The following is a 21,678-nucleotide window of genomic DNA, read 5'->3' as shown; positions in this document are numbered from 1 at the left end:
TAGACAGCTCCACTCCACGCCGGGAGGTCTTCACCCATCAACCACACTCACCGCGTGTCGTCACACTTTCTCAACCAACGTGCCCGGTCAGTACAGCTAGATCAGGGCCTTCTTGTAGAAGATGCTCGAGCGGCGGTCGCCCTCCAGGCCGGTGGCGAAGCCGATGAAGAGGCGGGTTTCGTGGGTATCGCCAGAGGTGGTTCGGTAGATCGCCAGGCCCTCGGGTTCACGCCAGTGGAGAGTGGAGCCGGCCTTGGTGAGGATGGGGCCCTGCTTCACCTTGCCGGTGTTGATGTCGATGCTGGTGAGGTGGGTGTTGCCGGTACCGGTGGGGGTGCCGTCGCCGGGGTAGTGGTCACCCGTGAGGTAGTACATGTACGAGCCGTAGAGGGTGTAGCCCTGCGGCGTACCTGAGATGGCCGGCTGCTTGAAGTCGACCAGTGGCGTGCCGAAACGGCGCGTCGTGAAGGCGGACAGCGGATAGACGGCGACGCGCTTGCCCGAGCTGCTTTGATAACGCACGATCATGCGCTGATAGACCGGGTCGACCGAGCAGGTGTACTCGCTGGCCCCGGCGATCGGCCGGTAGGCGGCCGAGGCGGCCGGCGACCCCAGGGTGGTGCCGGCGGCGTACTGGACGGGAGCCAGCGCTGTTCCGTACCCGTTGTCGTTCGCAGCGCATTCGACCCACAGTTCGGTGCCGGAACCACTCGGCAACGCAGCGAAGGCGACGCCGTGGCCGAAGCCGTTCAGATGCATGTACGAGATGTAGTTGCCGTGGAAGTCCATCTTGTTGATGCAGAGGTTGCCGGCGGACTCGGGGCTGCCGCTCCGCTTGGTTGCCACGAACAAGAACTTGTTCACCCAGTCGAAGGCGAAGCTCTGCTGGACTCGCGGACCGTGCGTGTTCTTGGACCGGAAGAGGTCGTACGACGGTTGCGTGAGATCGAACCGCTCGGAAGCCGCCACCGCGGACGCGGTCTGTGCGCCGCCGACGCCGACCCCGAGCGCGGCGATCGAGGCACCGGCACCAGCGCGAAGAAGGCTGCGGCGGGACAGGGACGAGCCAGGGGTGTGGTTCATGCGAACTCCAATCAGAAGAGCCGGAACTCACGACGCTATTCGGCCGCGGGGTCGGCGCGCGGTGACCTCCGCCACCGTCTGCTTCGAGCAGAAAGGGCAACCGGCTCGAGCCTGGATCGCTTGCGCTGGAGCGTGCTCCAGGTCGTAGCGTCGACGGAATGGACTACAAGAACCTCGGAAGCAGCGGCCTCAAGGTGAGTGAGATCGGTCTCGGCGCGATGTCGTTCGGCGACCGGACCGACGAGCGGGAGAGCAACCAGATCCTGGACAGGTTCACCGATGCCGGAGGCAACTTCATCGACACGGCCGACGGATACGGCGCGGGGCGGTCCGAGGAGGTGCTGGGACGATGGCTGCGGTCGCGACGGCGGGAGGACCATGTCATCGCGACCAAGGTCTGGGCTCCGATGGGCGAGCAGCCGAACGATCGCGGTCTGTCCCGCAAGCACATCCTCGACGCCGTCGATGCGAGCCTGCGCCGCCTCGGCACGGACTACATCGACCTCTACCAGCTGCACCTCTGGGACGACGACGTACCGCTGACCGAGTCGCTGTCGACCCTCGACACCCTGGTGCGGGCCGGGAAGGTCCGCTACATCGGTGTCAGCAACTTCCGTGGATGGCAACTACAGAAGGCGATCGACCTGTGCAGTCAGCATGGCTGGGAGCGCATCTCCTCCCTGCAGCCGCTGTACACCCTGCTGGACCGCGCGGCCGAATGGGAACTCCTCCCGGTCTGCCGGAACGAGGGCGTCGGCGTCATCACCTGGTCCCCGCTCCGGTCCGGATGGCTCTCGGGGGCCTTCCGCCGTGGCATGACAGCACCGCCGACCGGCAGCAAGGTCACCCTGCCCGGCACTCACTCGTGGGACCGGTACGGCAACGACCACACCTGGCACGTGATCGATGAACTCGAGGCTGTCGCACAGGATGCCGGACGCACGATCCCGCAGGTGGCGGTCCGTTGGCTGCTGCAGCGGCCCGGTGTGACCGCACCGATCGTCGGCGCGCGGACGCAGACCTACCTCGACGACCTGCTGGGCGTGGTGGGCTGGTCGCTCACAGCGGAGCAGATGGAGCGCCTCGACATCGCGAGTCAGCCGGACCTGGCGCCCTATCCGTACTTCGGCTAACGGACCGTGTCGCCGGCGCGGCGGTAGTAGTCGAGCTTGTCCTCGAGGACACCGAGCGCAAGGTTCATCTTTGCCAGCTCGTCCCGCAGCCGGTCGCGGTGACTCTCGAGCAGGTCGATCACGCCGTCGGTCCCGTTCGAGTGTTTTCGCAAGCTGCCCATGAACCGTTGCAGGTCGGTCATCCCCAGCCCGGCGCGCCGCAGGCAGACCAGGAGTCCGACCCACGCCACGTCGTGTTCTGAATAGACGCGCTGACCACCGGAGTTACGCCGGACCGGACCGAACAGGCCGAGGCGCTCGTAGTAGCGCAGGGTGTCGAGGCTGAGGCCGGTGCGCTCGGACGCCTCGGCCGGTGCGTAGGAGGTCATGTCGCTATCCTCCAACCTGGAGTGTGCTCCAGGTCAAACGCGATTCTGGTCGGCATTCGATCGGGATCGGTGGCAACCTGGCGGGGGTTGTCGCCCCTTTCTTGTGTGACAGCTCGACAGCTCGAAGGGAGGGCGGATGCGAAGACGTGACGAGGCCGAGTTCACCGAGTTCGCGGCGATGGCGGTACGGCGGTTGCGGCGAACGGCGTACCTGATGTGCGGTGACTGGCACCGTGCCGAGGACGCGGCACAGGATGCGTTGGTCAAGGTTTACCGTCGGTGGAACTGGATCAACCGGCACGACAACCTGCCCGCCTACGCCAACCGCGTGGTGGTGAACACGATCCTGGATCAGTCGCGACGTGTCTGGCGTCAGCGTGAGTTCCTGGACGGCGAGGGTGCCGCGATCGAGAGTGTGCCGCTGGCGCCGGACCAGATCGACGCGATCGACGACCGGGACATGGTCTTCGAAGTACTCGCGCTGCTGCCACCGGCGCAGCGTGCCTGCATCGTCCTGCGGCACTACTCCGATCTCAGCGTCGAGCAGACCGCGGAGGCCCTGGGCATAGGGACCGGTGCGGTGAAGAGCCAGACATCCCGAGGACTCGCGCGTCTGCGTGAGCTGCTCTCACAGCGCGAAAGGTGTACGTCGTGAGTGACATCGAGAAACTGCTGGACCGCTTGTCGGACGACGCGGACCGGCCACTCAGCCAGTCTGTGAACGACGTCGTTCGCCGTGGCCGGCGCTCGGTACGGATCCATCGACTCGTCGGTGCGGCCGTGACCGGAGTCGCCGCCGTGGCGGTAGCTGCCGGAGTCATGAGTTGGCCGTCGACCGACCGGCAGGGCGTCGCGCCGGCCGGGGTGCCGGGGCAGGCTGTCGCGATCGACAGCGAGACCGGCAAGCCGGTCGCTCCAGCGCCGCCGATCAGTCGATTCAGCGATGCGGAGATCCTGAAGCGCTGCGCTCCGCGGGTTGCACCCGAGAGCCCGGCAGAGCTGTCTGCGAAGCTCCGTGCGCTGAAGCTAGGGATGGTCTCTGGCAAGCCTGCCGACACGTCTGGGTGGATGGTCGCGCTGAAGGTGGGGCCGGATCGGTCCGCGCCGACGGATCACTTCCTGTTCCTCGCCGTTCTGGTCGCGCCGCGGCACAATCTCGCGATCACGTGTGGTGTGGTCGACACCTTCGACAAGTCGCGTGGCGGGAACTTGTACGGGCCTGTGTATGTGCGGCGGACGCTCGACGACGCGAGCCGGGCCAACGCCGCCATCTGGCCGGCGTCGGGGCAAGGACCGCAGACTCTCGCGAAGGTGCTGGTAGACGTGCGAGGGGAGAAGGGGCCGCGGCTGGCTCTCGTCGGACAGTACGGGTTCTATTCCCTGGGCGTTGCGGTCCAGGCGGCCCCAGGACACGGCATTTCCCACGTCAGGGGCTATGACAAGGCCGGCAAGAAGATCCTGAACCGCGACATCGACCTCGGCCTCCTACCCCAACGCCCCTGACAAGCCGGGTTCGGCAGGCGGGGAAAGACCTCTCAGCTGGGCAGGCGGGTGGTGGAGGATCCAGCCTCTGCGCTCGCCGCTCAGCTGCACATGATCCGCACGGCCCGAGATTCGTCACCTGATACTGCGGCGAGAAGCGGCGCGATCTGTTCAACTAACTGTCACAGGACGGAGGGCTGTCTCGTCCCAGGTTCGAAGACAGGTGCTTGAATCGGGAAGGTGACAAAGATGCGGGTTTTCGTGGCTGGTGGGACCGGTGCTCTGGGGCAGCGGTTGGTGCCGCAATTGGTTGCCCGGGGCCATCAGGTGACGGCGACGACGACGAGGCCGTCCAAGCTGGGTCTGCTGGAGCGGTTGGGCGCCGAGGCAGTGGTGATGGACGGGCTGGACGCGGTGTCGGTCGGCGCGGCGGTGGCCAATGCCCGGGCGGACACGATCGTGCACCAGATGACCGCGATCTCCGTCGCGCACGCGGGCAAGCCCGACATGAAGCATATGGATCAATGGTTCGCCGGCACCAACCGGCTGCGCACCGAGGGAACGGACAACTTGCTGGCGGCCGCGGACGCGACCGGCGTGGCGAATTTTGTTGCCCAGAGCTACGGCGCCTGGAACGGCATTCGTGAGGGCGGCTGGGTGAAGACCGAGCAGGACCCGGTGGATCCGATGACCGGCGCGCCCGCCGAGCCTGGGATGAAGGCGATCAGCCACGTCGAAGACGTGGTCGTCAAGGCCGGCGGCGCGGTCCTGCGCTACGGCTGGTTCTATGGGCCGGGTGCGAACGACGACCTCGTCGAGCCGGTGCGGAAGCGGCAGTTCCCGGTGGTCGGAGGGGGCGACGGATATTGCTCGTGGGTGCATCTGGACGACGCCGCGGCCGCAACCGTCCTGGCTGTGGAGCAAGGGGCTCAGGGCACGTTCAACATCGTCGACGACCAACCTGCGCCAGCGAACCAGTGGCTGCCCTACCTTGCCGCGTGCGCCGGAGCGAAGAAGCCGATGCGGATCCCGAGTTGGCTGGCCCGGCCGATCGCCGGCGAAGTGGCGGTGTCGATGATGACCGAGGGTCGCGGCTTCTCCAACCTGAAGGCCAAGCGCGAGCTGGGGTGGGTCCTGCGCTATCCCTCCTGGCAGCAAGGTTTCAAGGAAGTACTGGCCTGAGGCTCGCTCAACTTCTGGGTGACCGACGGGCCTGGTTCATTTCACGTCTGACTTCCCAGGCGTCGCCGATCGGTCCCAGATGCTTGAGCTTGTCAGGGTTGGACACGGCCCGCATGGTGTGGATCTGTCCGTCGAGGATGTCCACGGTCATGACGCCGACTACCTGGCCGGACGGATCGCGGAAGAGTATGCCCGGCTGGCCGTTCACCTCGTGTTGCTCGAGAACGCCGCCGATCTGGAGGAAAGGAAGGACGGTCGCGATGAAGGCGCGGGCGACGTTCGCGTTCCCGACCGTGCCACTGCCCCATTGTGGGCCCTTCCCGCCGCCGTCGGCCTGCACCACGACGTCGGCGGCGAGCAGCGCCTGGAGCGCATCGACGTCTCCCGACTTGAAGGCCTGGAAGAACCGATCGGCAAGTTGGTCGCGCGCATCCTTGTCGGCCTCGAACCGGGGCCGGCCCGCCGCCACATGTTCGCGCGCCCGCCGGACCAGCTGCCGGCACGCCGCCTGCGAACGCGCTACAGCTGAAGCGATCTCGGCATAGCTGAACCCGAACACGTCCCGCAGTACGAAGGCAGCTCGCTCGAGCGGGCTGAGGCGCTCGAGCAGGATCAGCGCCGCCATCGACATCGAGTCGGCCAACTCCGCCGAGCGCCCCGGATCCTGATAGGGGTCGCTGAGGATCGGTTCAGGAAACCAGGGCTCTCCGTACTCCTCCCGCCGAACGCGAGCCGACTTCAACACGTCGAGCGAGATCCGGGTAACGACGGCGGACAAGAACGCCTTGGGAACCTTCACCGGCGTCGGCGAACCCGCATAGCGCAGCCAGGACTCCTGGACCGCGTCCTCCGCCTCGCTGACTGTCCCGAGGATCCGGTAGGCGATGGAGAAGAGCAGCGGCCGCAGCTCCTCGAATTCATCGGCGCAAGTCATTTCAGCCCTTCCTTCGGCTCCGTCAGGCTCGGGTCTCCGGAGCTCCGGCTGGAGTTGACCGATTATCGTGGCTGAGCGTGCCGTGAGCCTCGATCGACAGGTCCTGCCAGTCGGCCCAGGTCTTGAGCCGGTCGGCGTAGGTCTGCTGAAGCACCTTGTAGAAGCCCTGGCCGAAGAGGATCCGCAGGGGTGGCTTGTCGGAGTCGACGATCTTCAGTAGCGCCTGAGCGGCGGCGGCCGGGTCGCCGGCGGGCTGCTTGCCCATCATCGCGGCGATGCGCTCCCGGAGACCGTCGTACTCCGGGCTGGGCTCGGCCTGGTGGCCGTTGGTGAGCGGATCGGGGTTCTTGCCGGACCTCGTGGCGAAACCGGCGGGCTCGACGATCGTCACCTTGATGCCGAAGTCGCTGACCTCCTGGGCCAGTGAGTCGTTCAGGGCCTCCAGCGCCCATTTGGAGATGTGGTACCCGGCACCGAGCGGCATCGCGACCACACCCGCGGCGGACGACATCTGCACGATGTGCCCGGCGCCTTGCTCACGCAGGTGGGGCAGCGCCGCTTGGATCACCCAGACAGCGCCGAACAGGTTCGTCTCCAGTTGATCGCGCAGCTGCTGCTCGGACAGTTCCTCGACCGCGCCGATCAACGCGTAGCCGGCGTTGTTCACCACGACATCGAGACGACCGAAGACCTCGTTCGCCCTGTTCACGGTCTCGAAGACCGCAGCTTTGTCGGTCACGTCCAGCGCGAGCGGGAGGACCGCGTCGCCATACGCGGCGACCAGGTCGTCGAGGCTTTCGGTGTTGCGTGCGGTCGCGGCCACTTTGTCGCCACGTGCCAGAGCCGCCTCGACGAAGCTACGCCCCAACCCACGCGACGAGCCGGTGACGAACCAGACCTTGCTCATGCTGACCTTCCATCCAATCCGTGAGGTTCCGTGGCAAACGTTGCCCACGGCCACGGTGTCCGTTCCGTTCTCACCGCGGTCGAACAGAAGATGCCGCGTGGGGAGTTCCTGTGACACGGTGTGCGACAGATCACTTGGCAGGACTCAGGTTGGCGAGCAAATCAACCGGCCGACGCGACTGCGGCGATGGTAGGCCCAGGTCAGCACGAGTAGGGCCGGCCCCCACAGGTTCAAGGGCGCGTAGCTGATGGTGAAGACGGCCGCCCAGAACGGGCTCGCCATGGGAGCCGGCTGACCACTTGTCCAGACGTCCCAGAACCCCACCGTCCAGATCAGCATCAGCGCCACAGAACCAACGGTGGCGGCAACGATCACGGCCTTCGGGCGAACCGCGCGGCCGCCGAAGAACGGCAACCACCGTGGGACCTCCTCGCCCAACGGGCGGACCAGCCCGAACGCGGTCAGAGCGACAGCCTCTGACAGGAGGCTGATGAAGGCCACGTAGACCGCGGGCCAACCCCGCATGACATCCAGCTGTCCCGAGCTGGTCAACATGCCCATGGGGAAACCGAAGGCGACGGCCCAGCGCCAGAGTCCGGAGGGCAGAACCATCAGCGGAATGCTGTGTGCCAGCCGCGTGGCCCATCGCGGCACCGGCTGCAGCGTCAAGGCATCGACATGACGACGTCGCCGGCGGCCTTGCTGCGGGCGGTACCGAACAGCGAGGAGCCAGAAGATGATGCCGCCGGCCAAGAAGTACCAGTCGACCGCCCAGTCGGACCATCGGAGATGGGCATGGCCCGTCTCGTCCTTGAGCGACAGCCCGGTGATTCCGTTCGACAGGAAGCCGGTCGCGCGGGTCACGTCGTCGAGGATCCCTGCGCCGCCGCGCAGGAGGAGCACCACACAGCCGACCCAGACGAGTGCCTTGGTCGCCGACGCCAGGCGCCCTCGTGCCCATCCGCGAGCGACTGTCAGGCAGACCAACGCTCCCAGCGGCCAGGCGGCGTCGACAACGCCGTTGATGATCCAGGCAACGAGCTGGTGCACGCCCGCGGTGGTCTCCAGGCGATTCGGCGCTGGGCCCAACGGGGGCAGCTTGCCGGGACTTGCGAAGGAGCCGCCGCAGTACCAGTAGATGTGGAAGGCGAAGAACAGGACCACCCATCCCAGAGCCGCGTATGCCGCCCGGGTGGTACGCCGTGCGCTCTCGTCCGGCGCCGAGGCGTTCGGGGCTGCGTTCATGGTCGAGATGGTCATGGACTCCACCTTCGCCGCCGCGCAGCAGCCGGTCATCCTGCTGCGGAGTGAACCCCCTCCCTCGATCGAGGGAGACAGTCGCGGCGATACCTTCAAGGGAATTGTCTCGACTACTCCATGGCGACAGGCTGACCAGCGTTGTGTTCCGCTCGCGCGAGAGGCGAACCTGTGCTCCCACCAATGATTCGTAGTTACCGGGCCAACTCCGGCGCCGGTATCGAGGGCCTCACACTCCGCCGGCACGAACCTCCGATGCCTGGCCCGGGGGAGGTTGTGGTGGCGGTGCAGGCGGCTTCGCTGAGCTTCCGCGAGTTGCTCATCCTGCGGGGGAGTTACGTCCTACCCGTCAAACCTGATGTGGTTCCGGTCTCCGATGGAGCCGGGGTTGTCGCCGCGGTGGGTTCGCAGGTGCAGGGCTGGCAGGTGGGCGATCGCGTCGCGGCCAGCGTGTTCCCGAACTGGCGAGACGGCCCCTTCGGACTGGCCGCCTTACCGCAGCTCGGCGGGTCGCTCGACGGGATGCTCACCGAGTTCGCACTCCTGCCCGAGGGTGCGCTCGTGCGGATTCCTGAGCACCTCTCGTACGCCGAGGCCGCCACCCTGCCCTGTGTCGGGGTCACGGCCTGGAACGCACTGACTGGCGATGGGCACGGTGTCGGGCCGGGACAGACCGTGCTCACCCTCGGCTCGACCGGTGTCTCCCTGTTCTCGATTCAATTCGCCAAGCTTCTGGGTGCACGGGTCATCGCAACGACGGGCAGTCCGGACAAGGAACAGCGCCTCAGGGAACTCGGAGCCGACGAGGTGATCAACTACGCGACGACGCCGGACTGGCATCTCGCGGTTCGGGAGCTGACCGGGGGCCGTGGCGTCGACCGCGTCGTGGACGTCGCCGGTGACGTCTCTCGCTCACTGCAGTCAGTAGCAATGAATGGGCACGTCGCATTGGTCGGGTTCGTTTCCGGGAACCGCCCGCCGATCGATCCCGGACTCCTGTTCGGCGCCGTCGCCACCGTTCGCGGCGTGTCGGTCGGCAGTCGCTCCCAGTTCGAGGACATGAACCGCGTCATCGGCGAGCACAGGCTGCGGCCTGTCGTCGACCGAGTCTTCGGCTTCGACGACGCGGTCGACGCGTACCGCTACTACGAATCAGCCAAGCCGTTCGGAAAGGTCGTCATCACCGTGGGATAGGCCGCGTGCCGCAGCCGGTCCAGAGGGCGGATCCGGCGTGACCTCGTTCACACCTGTCACAGGCGGGCGGTTCTGGGTCTCTTATGGGTATGACGAACTCGGAGCAACAATCGGCATTGATCACCGGAGGCAACAAAGGGCTCGGCTTCGAGGCGGCCCGGCGGCTTGCGGAACAAGGGTGGTCGATCTTCCTCGGCTCGCGCGATGAAGGTCGAGGACGAGCCGCCGCGGAAAAGCTGATCGCAGGTGGTGCGAACGTGGTGATGGTGCCGCTGGACGTGACCTCGGACGAGTCGGTCGCCGAAGCTGTGCGACTCGTTCGGGAGCACACCACCCGGCTCGATGTGTTGATCAACAATGCCGGCGCGCCAGGTCACGCCATTGCGCCGGCTGACGCGACGATCGACGAGATTCATCCCGTGTACGACACCAACGTGTACGGGCCGATCAGGGTCACACAGGCGTTTCTCCCGCTGCTGCAGGCGGCAGATCATCCGCGGGTCGTGATGGTTTCCAGCGCCGGCGGCTCTTTCGCTGTCGTAACCGATCCGGCACAGCCGGTCTCGAAGATGCACGAGCTCGCCTACAGCTCGTCCAAGGCGGCGCTGAACATGATCACCGTCCGGTATGCCCAGGCGCTACCGAACATCCGGTTCAACGCTGTCACGCCCGGAGAGGTCGCGAACCACACGTTCGCCGCGACCGACATGAACAATCACACCGGCCAACTGACGGCCACCGAGGGCACCGACTCCATCGTCAAGCTCGCGATGGCCCCCGCCGACGGACCGACCGGGACCTTCACCGACCGCTTGGGCCCCGTTGCCTGGTGACCGCCACGCAATCCGAAGCGCCAGGCGGCCGCAGCACGGACGACGCGGCTCCCCCCTCACGCCCCCCAGCTGCCGCGTCGTCCGTGCCCGGATAATCCCTTTATCGTTCGAAGTCACACTCTGTTACGACACCAACGGGTCCGAATCGGGGACGCGCCTCAGTACTCGCCGTAGATCTGGACCTTGGTGCCGATGGGGGTGTCGGCGTAGATCTGGTGGATCTCGGGGCGCATGACGCGGACGCAGCGGTGGCTGTCGGGGTACGGCTTGACGAGGGAGTTGACCCGGGAGCCGTGCAGGGCGATGCCGGGCCGGTCCTTGAGGAAGTACAAGGAGTCGTACATGTACGCGTCCTCGTACAGGCTGCTCTCGTGGGCGCCGGCCCACTTGCGCCAGACCTTTCCGGTGCGGTTCGGGGTGTCGTACCCGGGCTGGCCGGTCGAGATCCAGACGATCCGTTTGTAGGTGCTCCCGACGATCTGGTACAGGATCTGGCAGGTCTTGTTGACGTAGATGCCGGGGGAGCGGGTCGGCGCCGGGCGCTTGGTTGCGTTGAGCACCGAGTACGCGTCGTTCAGCGTCAGGCCGCCGCGGCTGACCGGCATGCCGTGCGTCTCGCGCCACGCGCACAGCGCCTGCTTGGCGCGCGCGGTGATGTCGCCGTCGATGTCGCCGACCGGGTACCCGAGCTTGTCCAGCTGCCGCTCGACCCGCAACGCGTAGTACGCCGGCTTCTGCTTCAGCCTCGGCTTAACAGTCGGTTTCACGGTCGGCTTCACGGTCGGCTTGACCGTGGGCGTGGCCGTCGGTGTCGCAGTGGGTGCCGCAGTGGGCGTCGGCGTCGTGCTCGAGGAAGTAGTCGTTGCCGACGGCGCGGGAGTCGTCTCGCTGGCGGCTACGTCCGAGCAGCCCGCAAGCACGAACGAGAGCGCGGACAGTACGACGGCACCAGCAACCAGACCACGTCGACGCGACACGGGCGACCCCTCTCCCTCAGCACTTTTCAATGTCGCAGAACCACGCCGGGTAAGCGTGCAGCGACCCGCCGAGACTAATGCGCCAGAGGGTTCAATCCACTCGCCGTCACCGAACCGTTGCCGAGCTCCGGCCCCGGATCGTCCCGCAACCTGCTGTACAGATAGCCGTCGCGGTGCCGGCCCGCGCGGAACTCACAAGCCCGGATCACCCCTTCGAGCCGGAAACCCGCCTTTTCCAACGATTTCTGCTCGACCAGGTTCTCCGGATGGGTCGCGGCCTGGATCCGCTGCACCGGCGTGTGCTCGAACAGGTACGCCGTCAGCATCGCCTGCGCCCGCCATCCGATCCCACGCCCGCGGTACTCCGGCAGCAACGCGATCCCGATCTCCCAGTACTTCGTCCTGCCGTCGAACGACCCCGACCGCCAACTGACGAGCCCCGCCGTCTCCGCGCCGGTCCGGACCATCAGCCGCCCGTCCTCGTCGCCGAGGAACCCGTCCTCGGCGTACCGCCGGACCGGAGCCTGCGCGTCCCGGAACCCGCACCAGTCCAGCCCGATCAGCCCCGGCTCAACGGCGAACCGCCGGAACAACGCCACGTCGTCTTCTTCCACGGGCCTCAGCACGACATCCATACCGCCAGAGTATGTGGACGGAGTTCCTCATCCTCGGTCCGTTGGAGATCGGCGTCGACGACCGTACGGCCCCACGTCGGCGCCGCGGTCAGCTCCAGGTGATCAACGCGCAACTCGTTGCCGTGGGCAATCGCGCACCGGATCGTGAAGGACCTACTGCGCGACAGCCGCGAGCTCGGCAGCGCTGGCCGAGTCGGATCTACAGGCCGAGATCGCGCAGGAACTCCGGCTTGTACGCCTGGACCACGACGTACCGCGGGTCCGGGACCTCCATGTTCGCGTTCTTCGCCTCGTCGCCGGCCGCGTCGTGCGGGCCGACCGGCACGCTCGGGTCGGTCCAGTCCTGCTCGGCCGGATTCCACCGCGTGACCGTGTACGTCGCGTCGAGACGGTCGTCGGCGACCAGGTCCTTGGCGGTCCGCTCGGCCTCCTGGGCGTCCTCCAGCGTGTGGGTGTACATCAGCATCCGGTTCCCGTCCCGGGTCACCGTCACCTGACGCCCGAGCCGCTTCCGCGCGTCGTCATCCAGGTCCAGCGCCCGCAGCCGGTCCCAGAACGTCAACCCGTGCCCCTCGTCGCTGAGCACAACCTCGACCCGAAACTCCTCATCCGCCATGCACCACACCCTACCGATCGTCCGGGGAGGCTCCGAGCGCGGACGCCTGAGATGCGGGACAGGTGAATCGATTTCTTTCGATCGACTACAGTTCTTAGTCATGGAGCTGAGGCACTTGGAACACTTCGTGGCGGTGGCCGAGCAGAAGCACTTCACGCGGGCTGCCGAGGCGATGTCGATCTCGCAGTCGGGGCTGTCCGCCTCGATCCGCGCGCTCGAACGCGAGCTCCGGGCGTCGCTGTTCGTTCGGAACACCCGGAGCGTGGAGCTCACCGAGGCGGGCCGGGCGCTGCTGTGCGAGGGACGCCGTACCCTGGCCGCCGCTGAGGCAGCGAAGGACGCGGTCGCCGCGGTCCAGGGGCTGCTGCGGGGGCACCTGACGGTCGGGCTGGAGCAGTGCCTCGGGGTCGTCGACGTGCCGGCGTTGCTCGCGAAGTTCCGTTCGGCGTACCCGTCCGTCGAGATCGAGGTCCGCCAGGCCGGCTCCACGCCGATGCTCGACGAGCTCGCCTCCGGCCGGCTCGACGTCGCGTTCGTCGCCACCGCCGGGGACCCGGTCGACGGCCTCGACCTCCGGCCGCTGTCCCGCGAGTCGATGGTGCTGGTCTGCGCCCCGGACCACCGCCTCGCGAAGTCGTCCGGCGTCACGCTGGACGACCTGGCCGGCGAGTCGTTCGTCGACTTCGACCCGACCTGGGGCGCCCGCGCCATCTCGGACCGGGCGTTCACCAACGCCGGCGTCGCTCACCCCGTGACGATCGAGGTCAACGACGTACACACGCTCCTGGCGCTCGTCGCCCACGACCTCGGCGTAGCCCTCGTCCCCGAACGCATCGCCGCCAAACGCGGCGACCACGTCACCGTCTCCCTGTCCTCCGGCGCCGCCGCCGACTGGCAGGTCTCCGTAGCCGTCCCCACCGGCCCCGCCGCCTCCCTCGCCGCGGACGCCCTCATCGGCATGCTCCCCACCACCGCGGTCCACGCATAGAACACGCATAGAACAGCCGGCCGCTGATGGGCGACCGGCTGTCCGAGGGGTCCCTACCAGGCGTAGTCCTCCGGGGAGGTCTTGTAGCCGGGGAAGATTTCGTCGAGGCGGGCCAGGGCCTTCTCGTCGAGCTTGACGTCCACTGCGCGTACGGCGGACTCGAGCTGCTCCATCGTGCGCGGGCCGACGATCGGGCCGGTGACGGCGGGCTGGTGGAGGAGCCACGCGAGGGCGAGCTCACCCGGCTCGTGGCCGAGCTCGTCCGCGAAGGACTCGTACTGCTCGATCTGCGGGCGCAGACGCTCCAGCGTCTCCTTGGCGCGGCCTTCGAGCCGGCGTACGCCCTCGTTCTCCTTGCGTACGACGCCGCCGAGCAGACCGCCCTGCAGCGGCGACCACGGGATCACGCCGAGGCCGTAGTGCTGCGCGGCCGGCAGGACCTCGCGCTCCACGTCGCGGACGAGGAGGTTGTAGATCGACTGCTCGCTGACCAGGCCGATGTAGTTGCGGCGCGCGGCGGCCTCCTGGGCCTGTGCGATGTGCCAGCCGGCGAAGTTGCTCGACCCGGCGTACAGGATCTTGCCCTGCTGGATCGCGACCTCGATCGCCTGCCAGATCTCGTCCCACGGGGTCGCGCGGTCGACGTGGTGGAACTGGTACAGGTCGATGTAGTCCGTCTGCAGCCGCTTCAGCGACGCGTCCAGCGCGCGGCGGATGTTGAGCGCCGAGAGCTTGCCCTCGTTCGGCCAGCCGTCGCCCATGTCGCCGTACACCTTGGTCGCCAGCACGGTCTTGTGCCGGTTCGCCGGGTCCTTGGCGAACCACTCGCCGATGATCTCCTCGGTCCGCCCCGGGTAAATAGCCCGCCCGTACCCGTTCGCGGTGTCGAAGAAGTTGATGCCCTTGTCATGCGCCGCGTCCATGATCGCGTGCGCGTCCCCCACCTCGGTGTGAGGACCGAAGTTCATCGTCCCCAGCACGATCCGACTAACCGACAACCCAGTACGCCCAAGATGAGTGAAGTCCATACCCACCACCCTTGCTCGCCGGGCTCAACTCTTCCAACAAAAGAATCAGGACAGTGCCATCACCTGAGCTTCTGAGTCAGCCTGGTTCGAACCGTTTCGGTCGGCGTCGCGCCACCCTCGGCGATCGCATCGAGCAGCGCTCCCACGAGTGCCGGCGCCTGGGCATGCCGCAGCTCGACATCCCGCGGATCGCAGGTACGGCGCAGCGCGGCGAACATCGGCGCATCCGGTTCCGGTACTAAGCCGCCTCCGACTACTACGGTCACTGGTCTGACCAGTCCACAGGTCCGCGCGAGACTGCCGATGTACTGCGCCAGCCGTTCCGCCTGCGTATCGACCAACCCGGCCACAACCCGGTCGTCGTCGATGAGCGCCAGGACCGCCGGCGCATGTGCTGCTTGTGCCGCGAAATCGAAAGCGTTGCCACGCGCAGTGGTGAGCTCGAGCATCTCCTCCGGCGTGGACGCCCCGAACAACGGCGGCAGTACGGCGGAAAGCTTCGTCGACTCACCCATCCCGAGCTCAGCGAGGTACACCGCCCGCAACGCCTCGCCGACCAGGCCGGCGGCGCCGAGCGGATGCTGCAGCCACCACGACAGCGCCCACTCCTTCTCTGGGCCGCGGCCTGCGAGCGCTGCGCCAGTACCCAGGACGACGGAGATGCCCTGGCCGTCCAACCGCCCGCACCGGATCAGCGCGAACCCGTCGTTCTTGATGCTGAGACTGTTGAAGCGCGGGCTCAGCGTCGCGCTCCAGAACTCCTCGTCGACCGGCCAGTCCACTCCCGCCAACCGGAAGGCCGCGTGCTTCACGTCGGACGCCGCGAGGTCCGCAGCCGCCAGCACCTCGCCGACGAGGCCGAGGACGACCGATCTGGCCGCCTCCGGCCCCGCCGGCGCGTAGATGTCGCCGACGCCGCCGCGAGCAAGGGCGATGAGGTCACCATCGGCCGTCGTCAACCCCGCCCACGTCTTGGTGTTGCCGGCGTCGACGGCGAGGAAGACGTCTCTCACCGGAGAAGTCTCTCCGGCAGGTACGCCGAGTGCGCGGCGGCCATCTCGTCGTACAGCGGCTCGGCGATCGCCAGATCGGGCACCAGCGGATTCGCGACGAGCGCCCGGATGGCATCCGCACGGTTGCCCTCCCAGGCAGCCTTCGCCGCGAGCATCTGGTAGTCGGCGAGCTGCCGCGTGATGCCCCGGACCGCCAGCGGCAGCGGCTGCTGCGGCTCGATGTGGCACCCCTTCCGGTTCACGCTGCAGTACACCTCGACGACCGTCTTGGCATCGAAGCCGGGCAGTGCGCCGTCGGCGTTCGGCAGGTTGACGGGCAGGCGCGCGCCGGTGTCGTTGTAATACGCGCTCATGACGTCGATGGCCAGCTCCAGCTCGTGGATTCCGCCGCGCGACCGGGCCGGATCGAGCTCAGGGTGGCTGGACTCGGCCTGCTCGCGGTAGTGCTCCCAGTACCCAGGCACCTCGTTCATGATCACTTCCGAACGAGTCCGCGGCGCGGCCTGCTGTGCCCGGAACACCTCGTTGCGGAAGTAGTAGTAGTTGAAGTAGTCCGACGGGATGGACTGCATCACCACAGCGAGGTGCAACGCACGCTTCGAGTTGTCGTCGAGCGTCGGGTCGTCCTTGCGCTCTTCCCACGCTGCTTCGAGCAAGGGCATGACGTCCTCGCCGTCGTACAGATGCTCGTAGCTCCAGCAGTTGTGGTTCACGCCGGCCATCGTGACCTTGGCGCGCGCGGGGTCGAGTCCGGCGGCGCGCAGTACGACGGGCGGGAACACGAGCGGCCCCTCGCACATCGAGTAGATCGGGATCGGGGTGTAGTCGGCGACTGCCTGCGAGACGATGTTGACCGGGTTGGTGTAGTTGAAGATCACCGCGTTCGGGGCGACTGCCTGCAGGTCCTCGGTGATGCCGCGCATGTCGTTGATCGAGCGCAGCGCCATGAAGAACCCGCCAGGCCCTTGCGTCTCCTGGCCGATCACGCCGTGCTTGATCGGGATGCGCTCGTCGAGTGCCCGAGCGTCGAAGTTGCCGGGGCGGAAGCTGGTCAGTACGGCGTCCACGTCGGTCAGACCAGTGCGCTGGTCTGTTGTCGCCGTGACCGTGATGCCGTCACCGCCTTGTGCGGCGAGCTTCTCGGCGATCCGGCGGACGACCTCGAGTCGCTCCGGATCCTTGTCGATCAGCACCACTTCCGAGCCGGCGAACTCAGGCCCGTGCCACAAGAACGACGCCATGGTGCCGGCCGCCCGGGAGGATCCGCCGCCGATGTAGGCCATCTTGATTCGAGCCATGTCTTATCAGACTCCTTCTCGCTCTGACTTTTGTGCGGCTGCTTCGTCCGCGTAGATTCCGGCGTTGCGGCACTCGTGCACGATAGTTGCCGGCCACAACGGGTCGTAGCGGTCGGCCTGGGTGATCCGGTCGAAGGCGTTGGCCTTGTTCGCTCCCCACAGCAGCATCACCGCGGAGTGCGACAGCTCCGCGAGCTCCGCGGTACCGATGGTGACGCCGTACGCCGGGACGTCGGCGGGGGAGCGCAGATTCGGGAACGTCGACACGTTGTCCTGGCGGGTCGACTCAGGTAGCTCGACGACTCGCGTTGGCGCGTCCCGCGGCGTACCGGGGCCGTTGAGGGCGACGTGGCCGTCGCCTTGTCCACTCGCCAGCAGGAAGAGATCGATGCCGCCGCGGTCCCGGATCTCCTGCTTGAACGCTGCAGGTTCGTTCGGGTCCGGGGTGAGGAGACTGGTCTGACCAAGGTCGAGGGGCCGCAGCAGGTTTCGCTCGGCCCAGCCGATGCAGCTGTGTGGTGTGTGTGGGTCGAGCAAGTCCCAGCGGCTGCCTTGCCTGGTGACGTACTCGTCCATCATGACGATCTGGAGGCCGTCCAGTCGCGCTCCGGATTTGCTCAAGGCAGCTGCAACCGGAGTGGCACTGCGGCCGGCGGGGAAGCCGATGATGGCGCTGCCGGTTGTCAGTTGATCCAGAATCCGTTGGGCTACAGCCTCGCCGAGTCGGGAGGCGTCGGGCATCACAGTGATAGGCGTCGTCACGTCACTCCTTGACCGCGCCGGCCATGACGCCGCTGATGAATTCGCGCTGGAAGAACAGGTACAGAGCCACGACCGGCAACGAAACGATCAGCGAACCGGCCGCCATCAGATTGACCTGCAGCACATGCCGGCCCTGGAAGGCGCCCAGGGCAACGGTCGCGGTCTGCTTGTCCGGATCGCCCAGGAAGATGAGCGAGAGGAAGAAGTCGTTCCACGTCCACATGAAGGACAGCAGGACCAATGTGAGTACGGCGGGACGCGCCATCGGGACGAGAATGCGCCACAACGTGCTCCACACGCCCGCGCCGTCGACGGCCGCGGAATCCATCACCGAGCGGGGGAGCGACCTGAATGTTGCCCGCATCCAGTACGTCCCGAACGGAACGCCCATGCCGAGCTGGATGATCACCAGCCCCAGCCAGGAGTTGGTCAGCCCGATGCGCTGGAATTCGTAGTACAACGGGATGACGATCACTTCGGTCGAGACCATCATTCCCAGCAGGATGACGGGGAAGAGGAAGCGCTCGCCGACGACACCGAGGACGCCGAACGCATAGCCCGAAAGGATCGCGAGCACGGTCTGTCCGATCACCGCCGACACCGTGATGACCAGCGACGCATACATCGAGTGGGCCAGGTTGCCGTCGTGCCAGGCCGCCATGAAGTTGCTCCAGGCAATGTTCGAGAAGTCCAGTGCTCCCGACGTATTGGGGCTGAGCGAGGTCAGGACGAACCACCCGACCGGGAACAGCACCCCGATCGTCAGGGCGATCACGATGACGTAGTTCGAGACGCGTTCGAATCTGGAGATCATCGGTCTTTGTTCTCCATGATCCTGGTGATGGCGACCGCGATCCCGAGGCACAGGACGGCCAGTACGACGCCAGTCGCGGACGCCCTGCCGACATCAGGATTGACGAACGCCAACTGGTAAAGGAGAAGCGCCGGCGTGGTGGTCGCAGTTCCGGGGCCGCCCTGGGTCGTGATGTAGACCATGTCGAAGGTCCTGAGCGCGCCGGTGATGGTCAGGGTGAGCGCGATTGCCATTTGCCCGCGCAGGCTGGGGAGCATGATCAGCCAGAACTCCTGCCAGCGTGTCGAGCCGTCCAACCGCGCGGCCTCGTACAGCTCGTCGGGAATTGCCAGAATGCCGGCCAAGAACAGCACCATCGTGAAACCGAATCCACCCCACACGCCGATCATGCCGAGCGACGGGAGCGCCCAGGTGAAGTCGCCGAGCCAGTTGCGGGTGAGGTGGCCCAGTCCGACGCCGCGCAACAGCCCGTTCAGTGGGCCGTCGGGCGCGTAGATGCGTTTCCAGATGATGGCGACGACGACGCTCGTCAACACCTGCGGGAGAAAGAGGAACCAGCGGTAGATTCCCTCGCCGCGGATCTTCGCTCGGCTCAGCAGGGCGGCGCTGATCAGTCCGAGTCCGAGGGGGATCAGGCCGAACATCAGGATCAGCACGAGGACGTGGCCGAAAGCGGCGTACATCCGTGGATCGCGGCCGAATTCGAGGTAGTTGCGCAGTCCGACCCAGGTCGGTTCGCTGACGCCGTCCCATTTGTAGAACGAGTAGTTCACCGTTTGGAGCAGCGGCACGATCACGATCACGCCGTACAGCAGGAGGGCGGGGGACAGGAAAAGCAGACCGATCCAGCGCCGCTTACGGGCCTGGCGCGAGACGGTTCGGGTTCTCGCTTTCGTACGACCGATCGCCAGGACGCTCATCGGCCTGCCTGGAACTTGTCGTAGTCGGCCTGGACCGCCTTCACCAATTCGTCCGGCGCGCTCCGGCCGGCCAGCAGCAATTGCACCTGACCGCCGAGCGTGTCCAGCATCGACGGCGTCGACCAGTCGAAGTACGGGACGTATCCGTTGTCCTTGTCGAGCGACCGTTGACCAGCGATCTCGGTGCCGAACTCCGGGTTGTCGGTCGGCGCCTTGACGTCGTTGAGCAGCGGGAGGAGGCCGTTCTCGACGACGTACTGCGCGGTTTGCGGGCCGGCGAGGAAATCGAGGAAGGCCGCGGCAACATCCGGGTGCGCGCATTTCGATCCCAGCGCGACGGCGGTCGACGCGCCCGTACCGACGACCTTCCCGCCAGTGGCCTGGGGGAGTTGCAGGTAGCCGTACTCCTGCTTCTGATTTCCCTTGAAAGCAAGCGTTCCCGTGTATTCGAAGCGGAAGGCGGATTTGCCTTTGAGGAACGCGTCGATCGCGTCGGCGTACTGGATGCCGGCATGGTTGGGCGTCAGCCAGTTCTTGTCCTGGTACGACTTGAGCCGCTCGGCCGCCTCGGACATCCCGATGTCGGCGGCCTTCACGGTGCCGGTCGAGTAGACGAAGTCGTTGATCTTCTTCTGGTCGCCGAAAAGGTCCTGCAGGGCAAGCAGAATCGCCGTCGACGAGCCCTTGTCCTGGGACCCGTAACCGATCGGGATGAGGCCGGCGGCCTTTGCCTTCGTACACGCGTCCTCGAAGGAGGCGAGGTCGGTGGGCACCTCGGCTCCGGCCTTCTGCAGGAGCGTCTTGTTGTAGTAGAGGCCGATCAACGACGAGCTGGCGACGGGTGTGGCGAACAGCGACCCCGTGCCCATCTGCTTGCCGTCCGGCGTGAACTGGGTCTGGCGCAGGATCGTGCTCGGGAACTTGTCCCAGCCGAACGCCTTCGAATACCCGTCGAGGTTGAGCACCAGACCCGCCTTCGACAAGGTGCCCAGGGACTGCCAGCCGTTGTTGACCGTGATGATGTCCGGCGGGTTCTTCTCCTTCAACCGCAGGTTCGCCGTCTGGGTCAGCTGACCCCAGTCGACCGAGGTGCGCTTGATCGTCACATTCGGGTACTTCGCCTGGAAGCCCTTCACAGCGTTGGCCACCCAGCTGGCGACGTCGCCGCCCCAGAAATCCAGCATGGTCAGCGTCACCGTGCCGGCTTTGGCGACGTCGATCGAGTTGGCGGGTGTGGCCGGGGCGCTGCTGGCCTTGGTGCCCTGCGGCGCGCAACCGGCCAGCGTGAACAGTCCGAGCGCGGCCCCCGACTTCAACACGTTCCGCCTGCTGACCATCGTGACTCCTTCGTCCAGTGACTTCCCGCCACCCTACGACGCTCAAACCAGTTATGCCAGTGTGAACCAGTTTGGGTTAGTGCCTGGCTCGGCTCGTGAAACTGGTATAGTTTGCGCCGTGACAGAGCCCGCCGTTGAGCGCGTCAAGAAACGGATCCGCGAGGGGATCGTCCGCGGGAGGTACCCGAGCGGAAGCCGCCTGCCGAGCGAGCGGCAGTTCGCCGTCGAGACCGGACTCAGCCGGATGACCGTCCGCGCCGGCTTCCAGGCCGCCTCCGACGACGGCCTCATCGCCCCGTCACCCCAACGCGGCTGGTACGTGCGCGACCTAGTACTGCGGGAGCCACCGAGCCGGCTCCAGTCCTTCACCGAGATGGCCCACGAGTTGGGCTTCCGCCCCACCTCCGAGATCCTCGACCACCGAGAACGCCCCGCCACCCTCGACGAGGCCCACCGCCTCCACCTCGCCCCCACCGCCCCCGTAACAGCCATCCGCCGCCTACGAGGCATGGACGGCCGCCCCGTCACAGTCGAAGACCTAGTCATCCCACTCGCGGTCGCCCCCTGGCTAGGCGAAGCCGACCTAACCGACGCATCCCTCTACGAACTCTTCTCCTCCCACAGCATCGAATTCGCCTACTCCCGCTACACAGTCCAAGCCCAAAACGCCACCGAAACCCTCGCCACCCTCCTCAACCTCCCACCCCACGCCGCCATCCTGGTAGCCACCGAAATCGCCTACACCCAAGACACCACCCCCCTCCTCTCCGGCACCAACCACTACAGAGGCGACGCCTACCAATTCACCGCCGACCTAACCCGCTAGATGTACTCGGCCAGGACGTTGGTGACGTTGGGGTTGGTGGGTTGACGTAGGGAAGACCTCCGGAGTGCGGTGGAGATAGCCGTCTTCACCA

23 protein-coding genes are annotated in these 21,678 nt (G+C 66.6%); 8 read left to right on the top strand and 15 right to left on the bottom strand.

Translation table 11 applies throughout. The features are described from left to right. Window positions 1–96 precede the first annotated feature (96 nt). Window positions 97–1,083: a hypothetical protein gene (locus ACIA58_RS41360; protein ID WP_396409365.1), complete on the bottom strand. Its 987-nt coding sequence runs from the start codon at window positions 1,081–1,083 to the stop codon at window positions 97–99. Window positions 1,084–1,241: 158 nt separating this feature from the next. Here ACIA58_RS41360 and ACIA58_RS41355 point away from each other — a divergent pair, with 158 nt between their 5' ends. Then, window positions 1,242–2,216, top strand: a complete 975-nt coding sequence (locus tag ACIA58_RS41355) for an aldo/keto reductase (protein ID WP_396409364.1) — start codon at window positions 1,242–1,244, stop codon at window positions 2,214–2,216. On the opposite strand, the gene ACIA58_RS41350 is transcribed toward ACIA58_RS41355, so the two are convergent. Then, window positions 2,213–2,584, bottom strand: a complete 372-nt coding sequence (locus tag ACIA58_RS41350) for a MerR family transcriptional regulator (RefSeq protein WP_396409363.1) — start codon at window positions 2,582–2,584, stop codon at window positions 2,213–2,215. The two genes, ACIA58_RS41355 and ACIA58_RS41350, sit on opposite strands and share 4 nt — an antisense overlap. 136 nt (window positions 2,585–2,720) lie before the next feature. Here ACIA58_RS41350 and ACIA58_RS41345 point away from each other — a divergent pair, with 136 nt between their 5' ends. The 3 genes from ACIA58_RS41345 (at window position 2,721) to ACIA58_RS41335 (ending at window position 5,248) form a co-directional block, all read left to right on the top strand. Further along, window positions 2,721–3,239 carry a SigE family RNA polymerase sigma factor gene (locus ACIA58_RS41345; RefSeq protein ID WP_396409362.1) on the top strand — a complete coding sequence of 173 codons (519 nt, stop codon included), beginning with the start codon at window positions 2,721–2,723 and terminating at the stop codon, window positions 3,237–3,239. Further along, window positions 3,236–4,087: a hypothetical protein gene (locus ACIA58_RS41340; protein ID WP_396409361.1), complete on the top strand. Its 852-nt coding sequence runs from the start codon at window positions 3,236–3,238 to the stop codon at window positions 4,085–4,087. Before ACIA58_RS41345 ends, ACIA58_RS41340 begins: the two co-directional genes overlap by 4 nt. Before the next feature lie 228 nt (window positions 4,088–4,315). Beyond that, window positions 4,316–5,248 carry an NAD-dependent epimerase/dehydratase family protein gene (locus tag ACIA58_RS41335; protein ID WP_396409360.1) on the top strand — a complete coding sequence of 311 codons (933 nt, stop codon included), beginning with the start codon at window positions 4,316–4,318 and terminating at the stop codon, window positions 5,246–5,248. 7 nt (window positions 5,249–5,255) lie between these two features. Here the strand turns inward: ACIA58_RS41335 and ACIA58_RS41330 are convergent, their stop codons facing one another. The 3 genes from ACIA58_RS41330 to ACIA58_RS41320 all read right to left on the bottom strand — a co-directional run bounded on the left by ACIA58_RS41330 (window position 5,256) and on the right by ACIA58_RS41320 (window position 8,349). Beyond that, complete coding sequence (locus ACIA58_RS41330) at window positions 5,256–6,182, bottom strand: RNA polymerase sigma-70 factor (RefSeq protein WP_396409359.1); 927 nt, start codon at window positions 6,180–6,182, stop codon at window positions 5,256–5,258. A 22-nt stretch (window positions 6,183–6,204) separates the two neighbouring features. After that, entirely contained in the window at window positions 6,205–7,089 is an 885-nt protein-coding gene (locus tag ACIA58_RS41325; RefSeq protein ID WP_396409358.1) for an SDR family NAD(P)-dependent oxidoreductase, read from the bottom strand. 144 nt (window positions 7,090–7,233) lie between these two features. Then, the gene (locus tag ACIA58_RS41320) at window positions 7,234–8,349 is read right to left on the bottom strand and encodes a hypothetical protein (protein ID WP_396409357.1); all 1,116 of its coding nucleotides are present in this window, start codon (window positions 8,347–8,349) and stop codon (window positions 7,234–7,236) included. Between the two features lie 180 nt (window positions 8,350–8,529). Here ACIA58_RS41320 and ACIA58_RS41315 point away from each other — a divergent pair, with 180 nt between their 5' ends. Then, entirely contained in the window at window positions 8,530–9,540 is a 1,011-nt protein-coding gene (locus tag ACIA58_RS41315; RefSeq protein WP_396409356.1) for an NAD(P)-dependent alcohol dehydrogenase, read from the top strand. Between the two features lie 89 nt (window positions 9,541–9,629). Next, on the top strand, window positions 9,630–10,373 hold the full coding sequence (locus ACIA58_RS41310) for an SDR family oxidoreductase (RefSeq protein ID WP_396409355.1): 744 nt from the start codon (window positions 9,630–9,632) through the stop codon (window positions 10,371–10,373). Between the two features lie 158 nt (window positions 10,374–10,531). On the opposite strand, the gene ACIA58_RS41305 is transcribed toward ACIA58_RS41310, so the two are convergent. The 3 genes from ACIA58_RS41305 to ACIA58_RS41295 all read right to left on the bottom strand — a co-directional run bounded on the left by ACIA58_RS41305 (window position 10,532) and on the right by ACIA58_RS41295 (window position 12,601). Beyond that, complete coding sequence (locus ACIA58_RS41305; RefSeq protein WP_396409354.1) at window positions 10,532–11,350, bottom strand: L,D-transpeptidase family protein; 819 nt, start codon at window positions 11,348–11,350, stop codon at window positions 10,532–10,534. Window positions 11,351–11,424: 74 nt separating this feature from the next. Beyond that, complete coding sequence (locus ACIA58_RS41300) at window positions 11,425–11,985, bottom strand: GNAT family N-acetyltransferase (RefSeq protein WP_396409353.1); 561 nt, start codon at window positions 11,983–11,985, stop codon at window positions 11,425–11,427. A gap of 199 nt (window positions 11,986–12,184) precedes the next feature. Continuing rightward, window positions 12,185–12,601, bottom strand: coding sequence for a hypothetical protein (locus ACIA58_RS41295; protein WP_396409352.1), 417 nt, complete (start codon window positions 12,599–12,601; stop codon window positions 12,185–12,187). A gap of 100 nt (window positions 12,602–12,701) precedes the next feature. Here ACIA58_RS41295 and ACIA58_RS41290 point away from each other — a divergent pair, with 100 nt between their 5' ends. Then, on the top strand, window positions 12,702–13,589 hold the full coding sequence (locus ACIA58_RS41290) for a LysR family transcriptional regulator (protein ID WP_396409351.1): 888 nt from the start codon (window positions 12,702–12,704) through the stop codon (window positions 13,587–13,589). A gap of 53 nt (window positions 13,590–13,642) precedes the next feature. On the opposite strand, the gene ACIA58_RS41285 is transcribed toward ACIA58_RS41290, so the two are convergent. From ACIA58_RS41285 to ACIA58_RS41255, 7 genes are read right to left on the bottom strand one after another with little or no spacing between them, the layout of a single operon-like run. Then, a complete protein-coding gene (locus tag ACIA58_RS41285; protein ID WP_396409350.1) occupies window positions 13,643–14,617 on the bottom strand; it encodes an aldo/keto reductase in 975 nt (324 codons plus the stop codon). A gap of 59 nt (window positions 14,618–14,676) precedes the next feature. Beyond that, window positions 14,677–15,630, bottom strand: coding sequence for a hypothetical protein (locus tag ACIA58_RS41280; protein WP_396409349.1), 954 nt, complete (start codon window positions 15,628–15,630; stop codon window positions 14,677–14,679). Next, window positions 15,627–16,928 (bottom strand): glycoside hydrolase, encoded by a 1,302-nt coding sequence (locus tag ACIA58_RS41275; protein WP_396409348.1) that lies wholly within the window; start codon window positions 16,926–16,928, stop codon window positions 15,627–15,629. The genes ACIA58_RS41280 and ACIA58_RS41275 overlap by 4 nt, the downstream gene beginning before the upstream one ends. A 6-nt stretch (window positions 16,929–16,934) precedes the next feature. After that, window positions 16,935–17,690 (bottom strand): 6-phosphogluconolactonase, encoded by a 756-nt coding sequence (locus ACIA58_RS41270; RefSeq protein WP_396409347.1) that lies wholly within the window; start codon window positions 17,688–17,690, stop codon window positions 16,935–16,937. Between the two features lies 1 nt (window position 17,691). Continuing rightward, window positions 17,692–18,504 carry a carbohydrate ABC transporter permease gene (locus tag ACIA58_RS41265; RefSeq protein WP_396409346.1) on the bottom strand — a complete coding sequence of 271 codons (813 nt, stop codon included), beginning with the start codon at window positions 18,502–18,504 and terminating at the stop codon, window positions 17,692–17,694. Next, on the bottom strand, window positions 18,501–19,424 hold the full coding sequence (locus ACIA58_RS41260; protein WP_396409345.1) for a carbohydrate ABC transporter permease: 924 nt from the start codon (window positions 19,422–19,424) through the stop codon (window positions 18,501–18,503). The genes ACIA58_RS41265 and ACIA58_RS41260 overlap by 4 nt, the downstream gene beginning before the upstream one ends. Then, window positions 19,421–20,761 (bottom strand): ABC transporter substrate-binding protein, encoded by a 1,341-nt coding sequence (locus ACIA58_RS41255; protein WP_396409344.1) that lies wholly within the window; start codon window positions 20,759–20,761, stop codon window positions 19,421–19,423. Before ACIA58_RS41255 ends, ACIA58_RS41260 begins: the two co-directional genes overlap by 4 nt. Window positions 20,762–20,879: 118 nt before the next feature. Here ACIA58_RS41255 and ACIA58_RS41250 point away from each other — a divergent pair, with 118 nt between their 5' ends. Beyond that, window positions 20,880–21,587: a GntR family transcriptional regulator gene (locus tag ACIA58_RS41250; protein WP_396409343.1), complete on the top strand. Its 708-nt coding sequence runs from the start codon at window positions 20,880–20,882 to the stop codon at window positions 21,585–21,587. Window positions 21,588–21,678: the final 91 nt, after the last annotated feature.

The sequence above is a fragment of the Kribbella sp. NPDC051586 genome, assembly GCF_044453965.1.
Taxonomy (GTDB): Bacteria; Actinomycetota; Actinomycetes; order Propionibacteriales; family Kribbellaceae; genus Kribbella.
The sequence above is the reverse complement of the archived record's forward strand: the minus strand, read 5'-3'. Positions and strand labels throughout refer to the sequence as shown.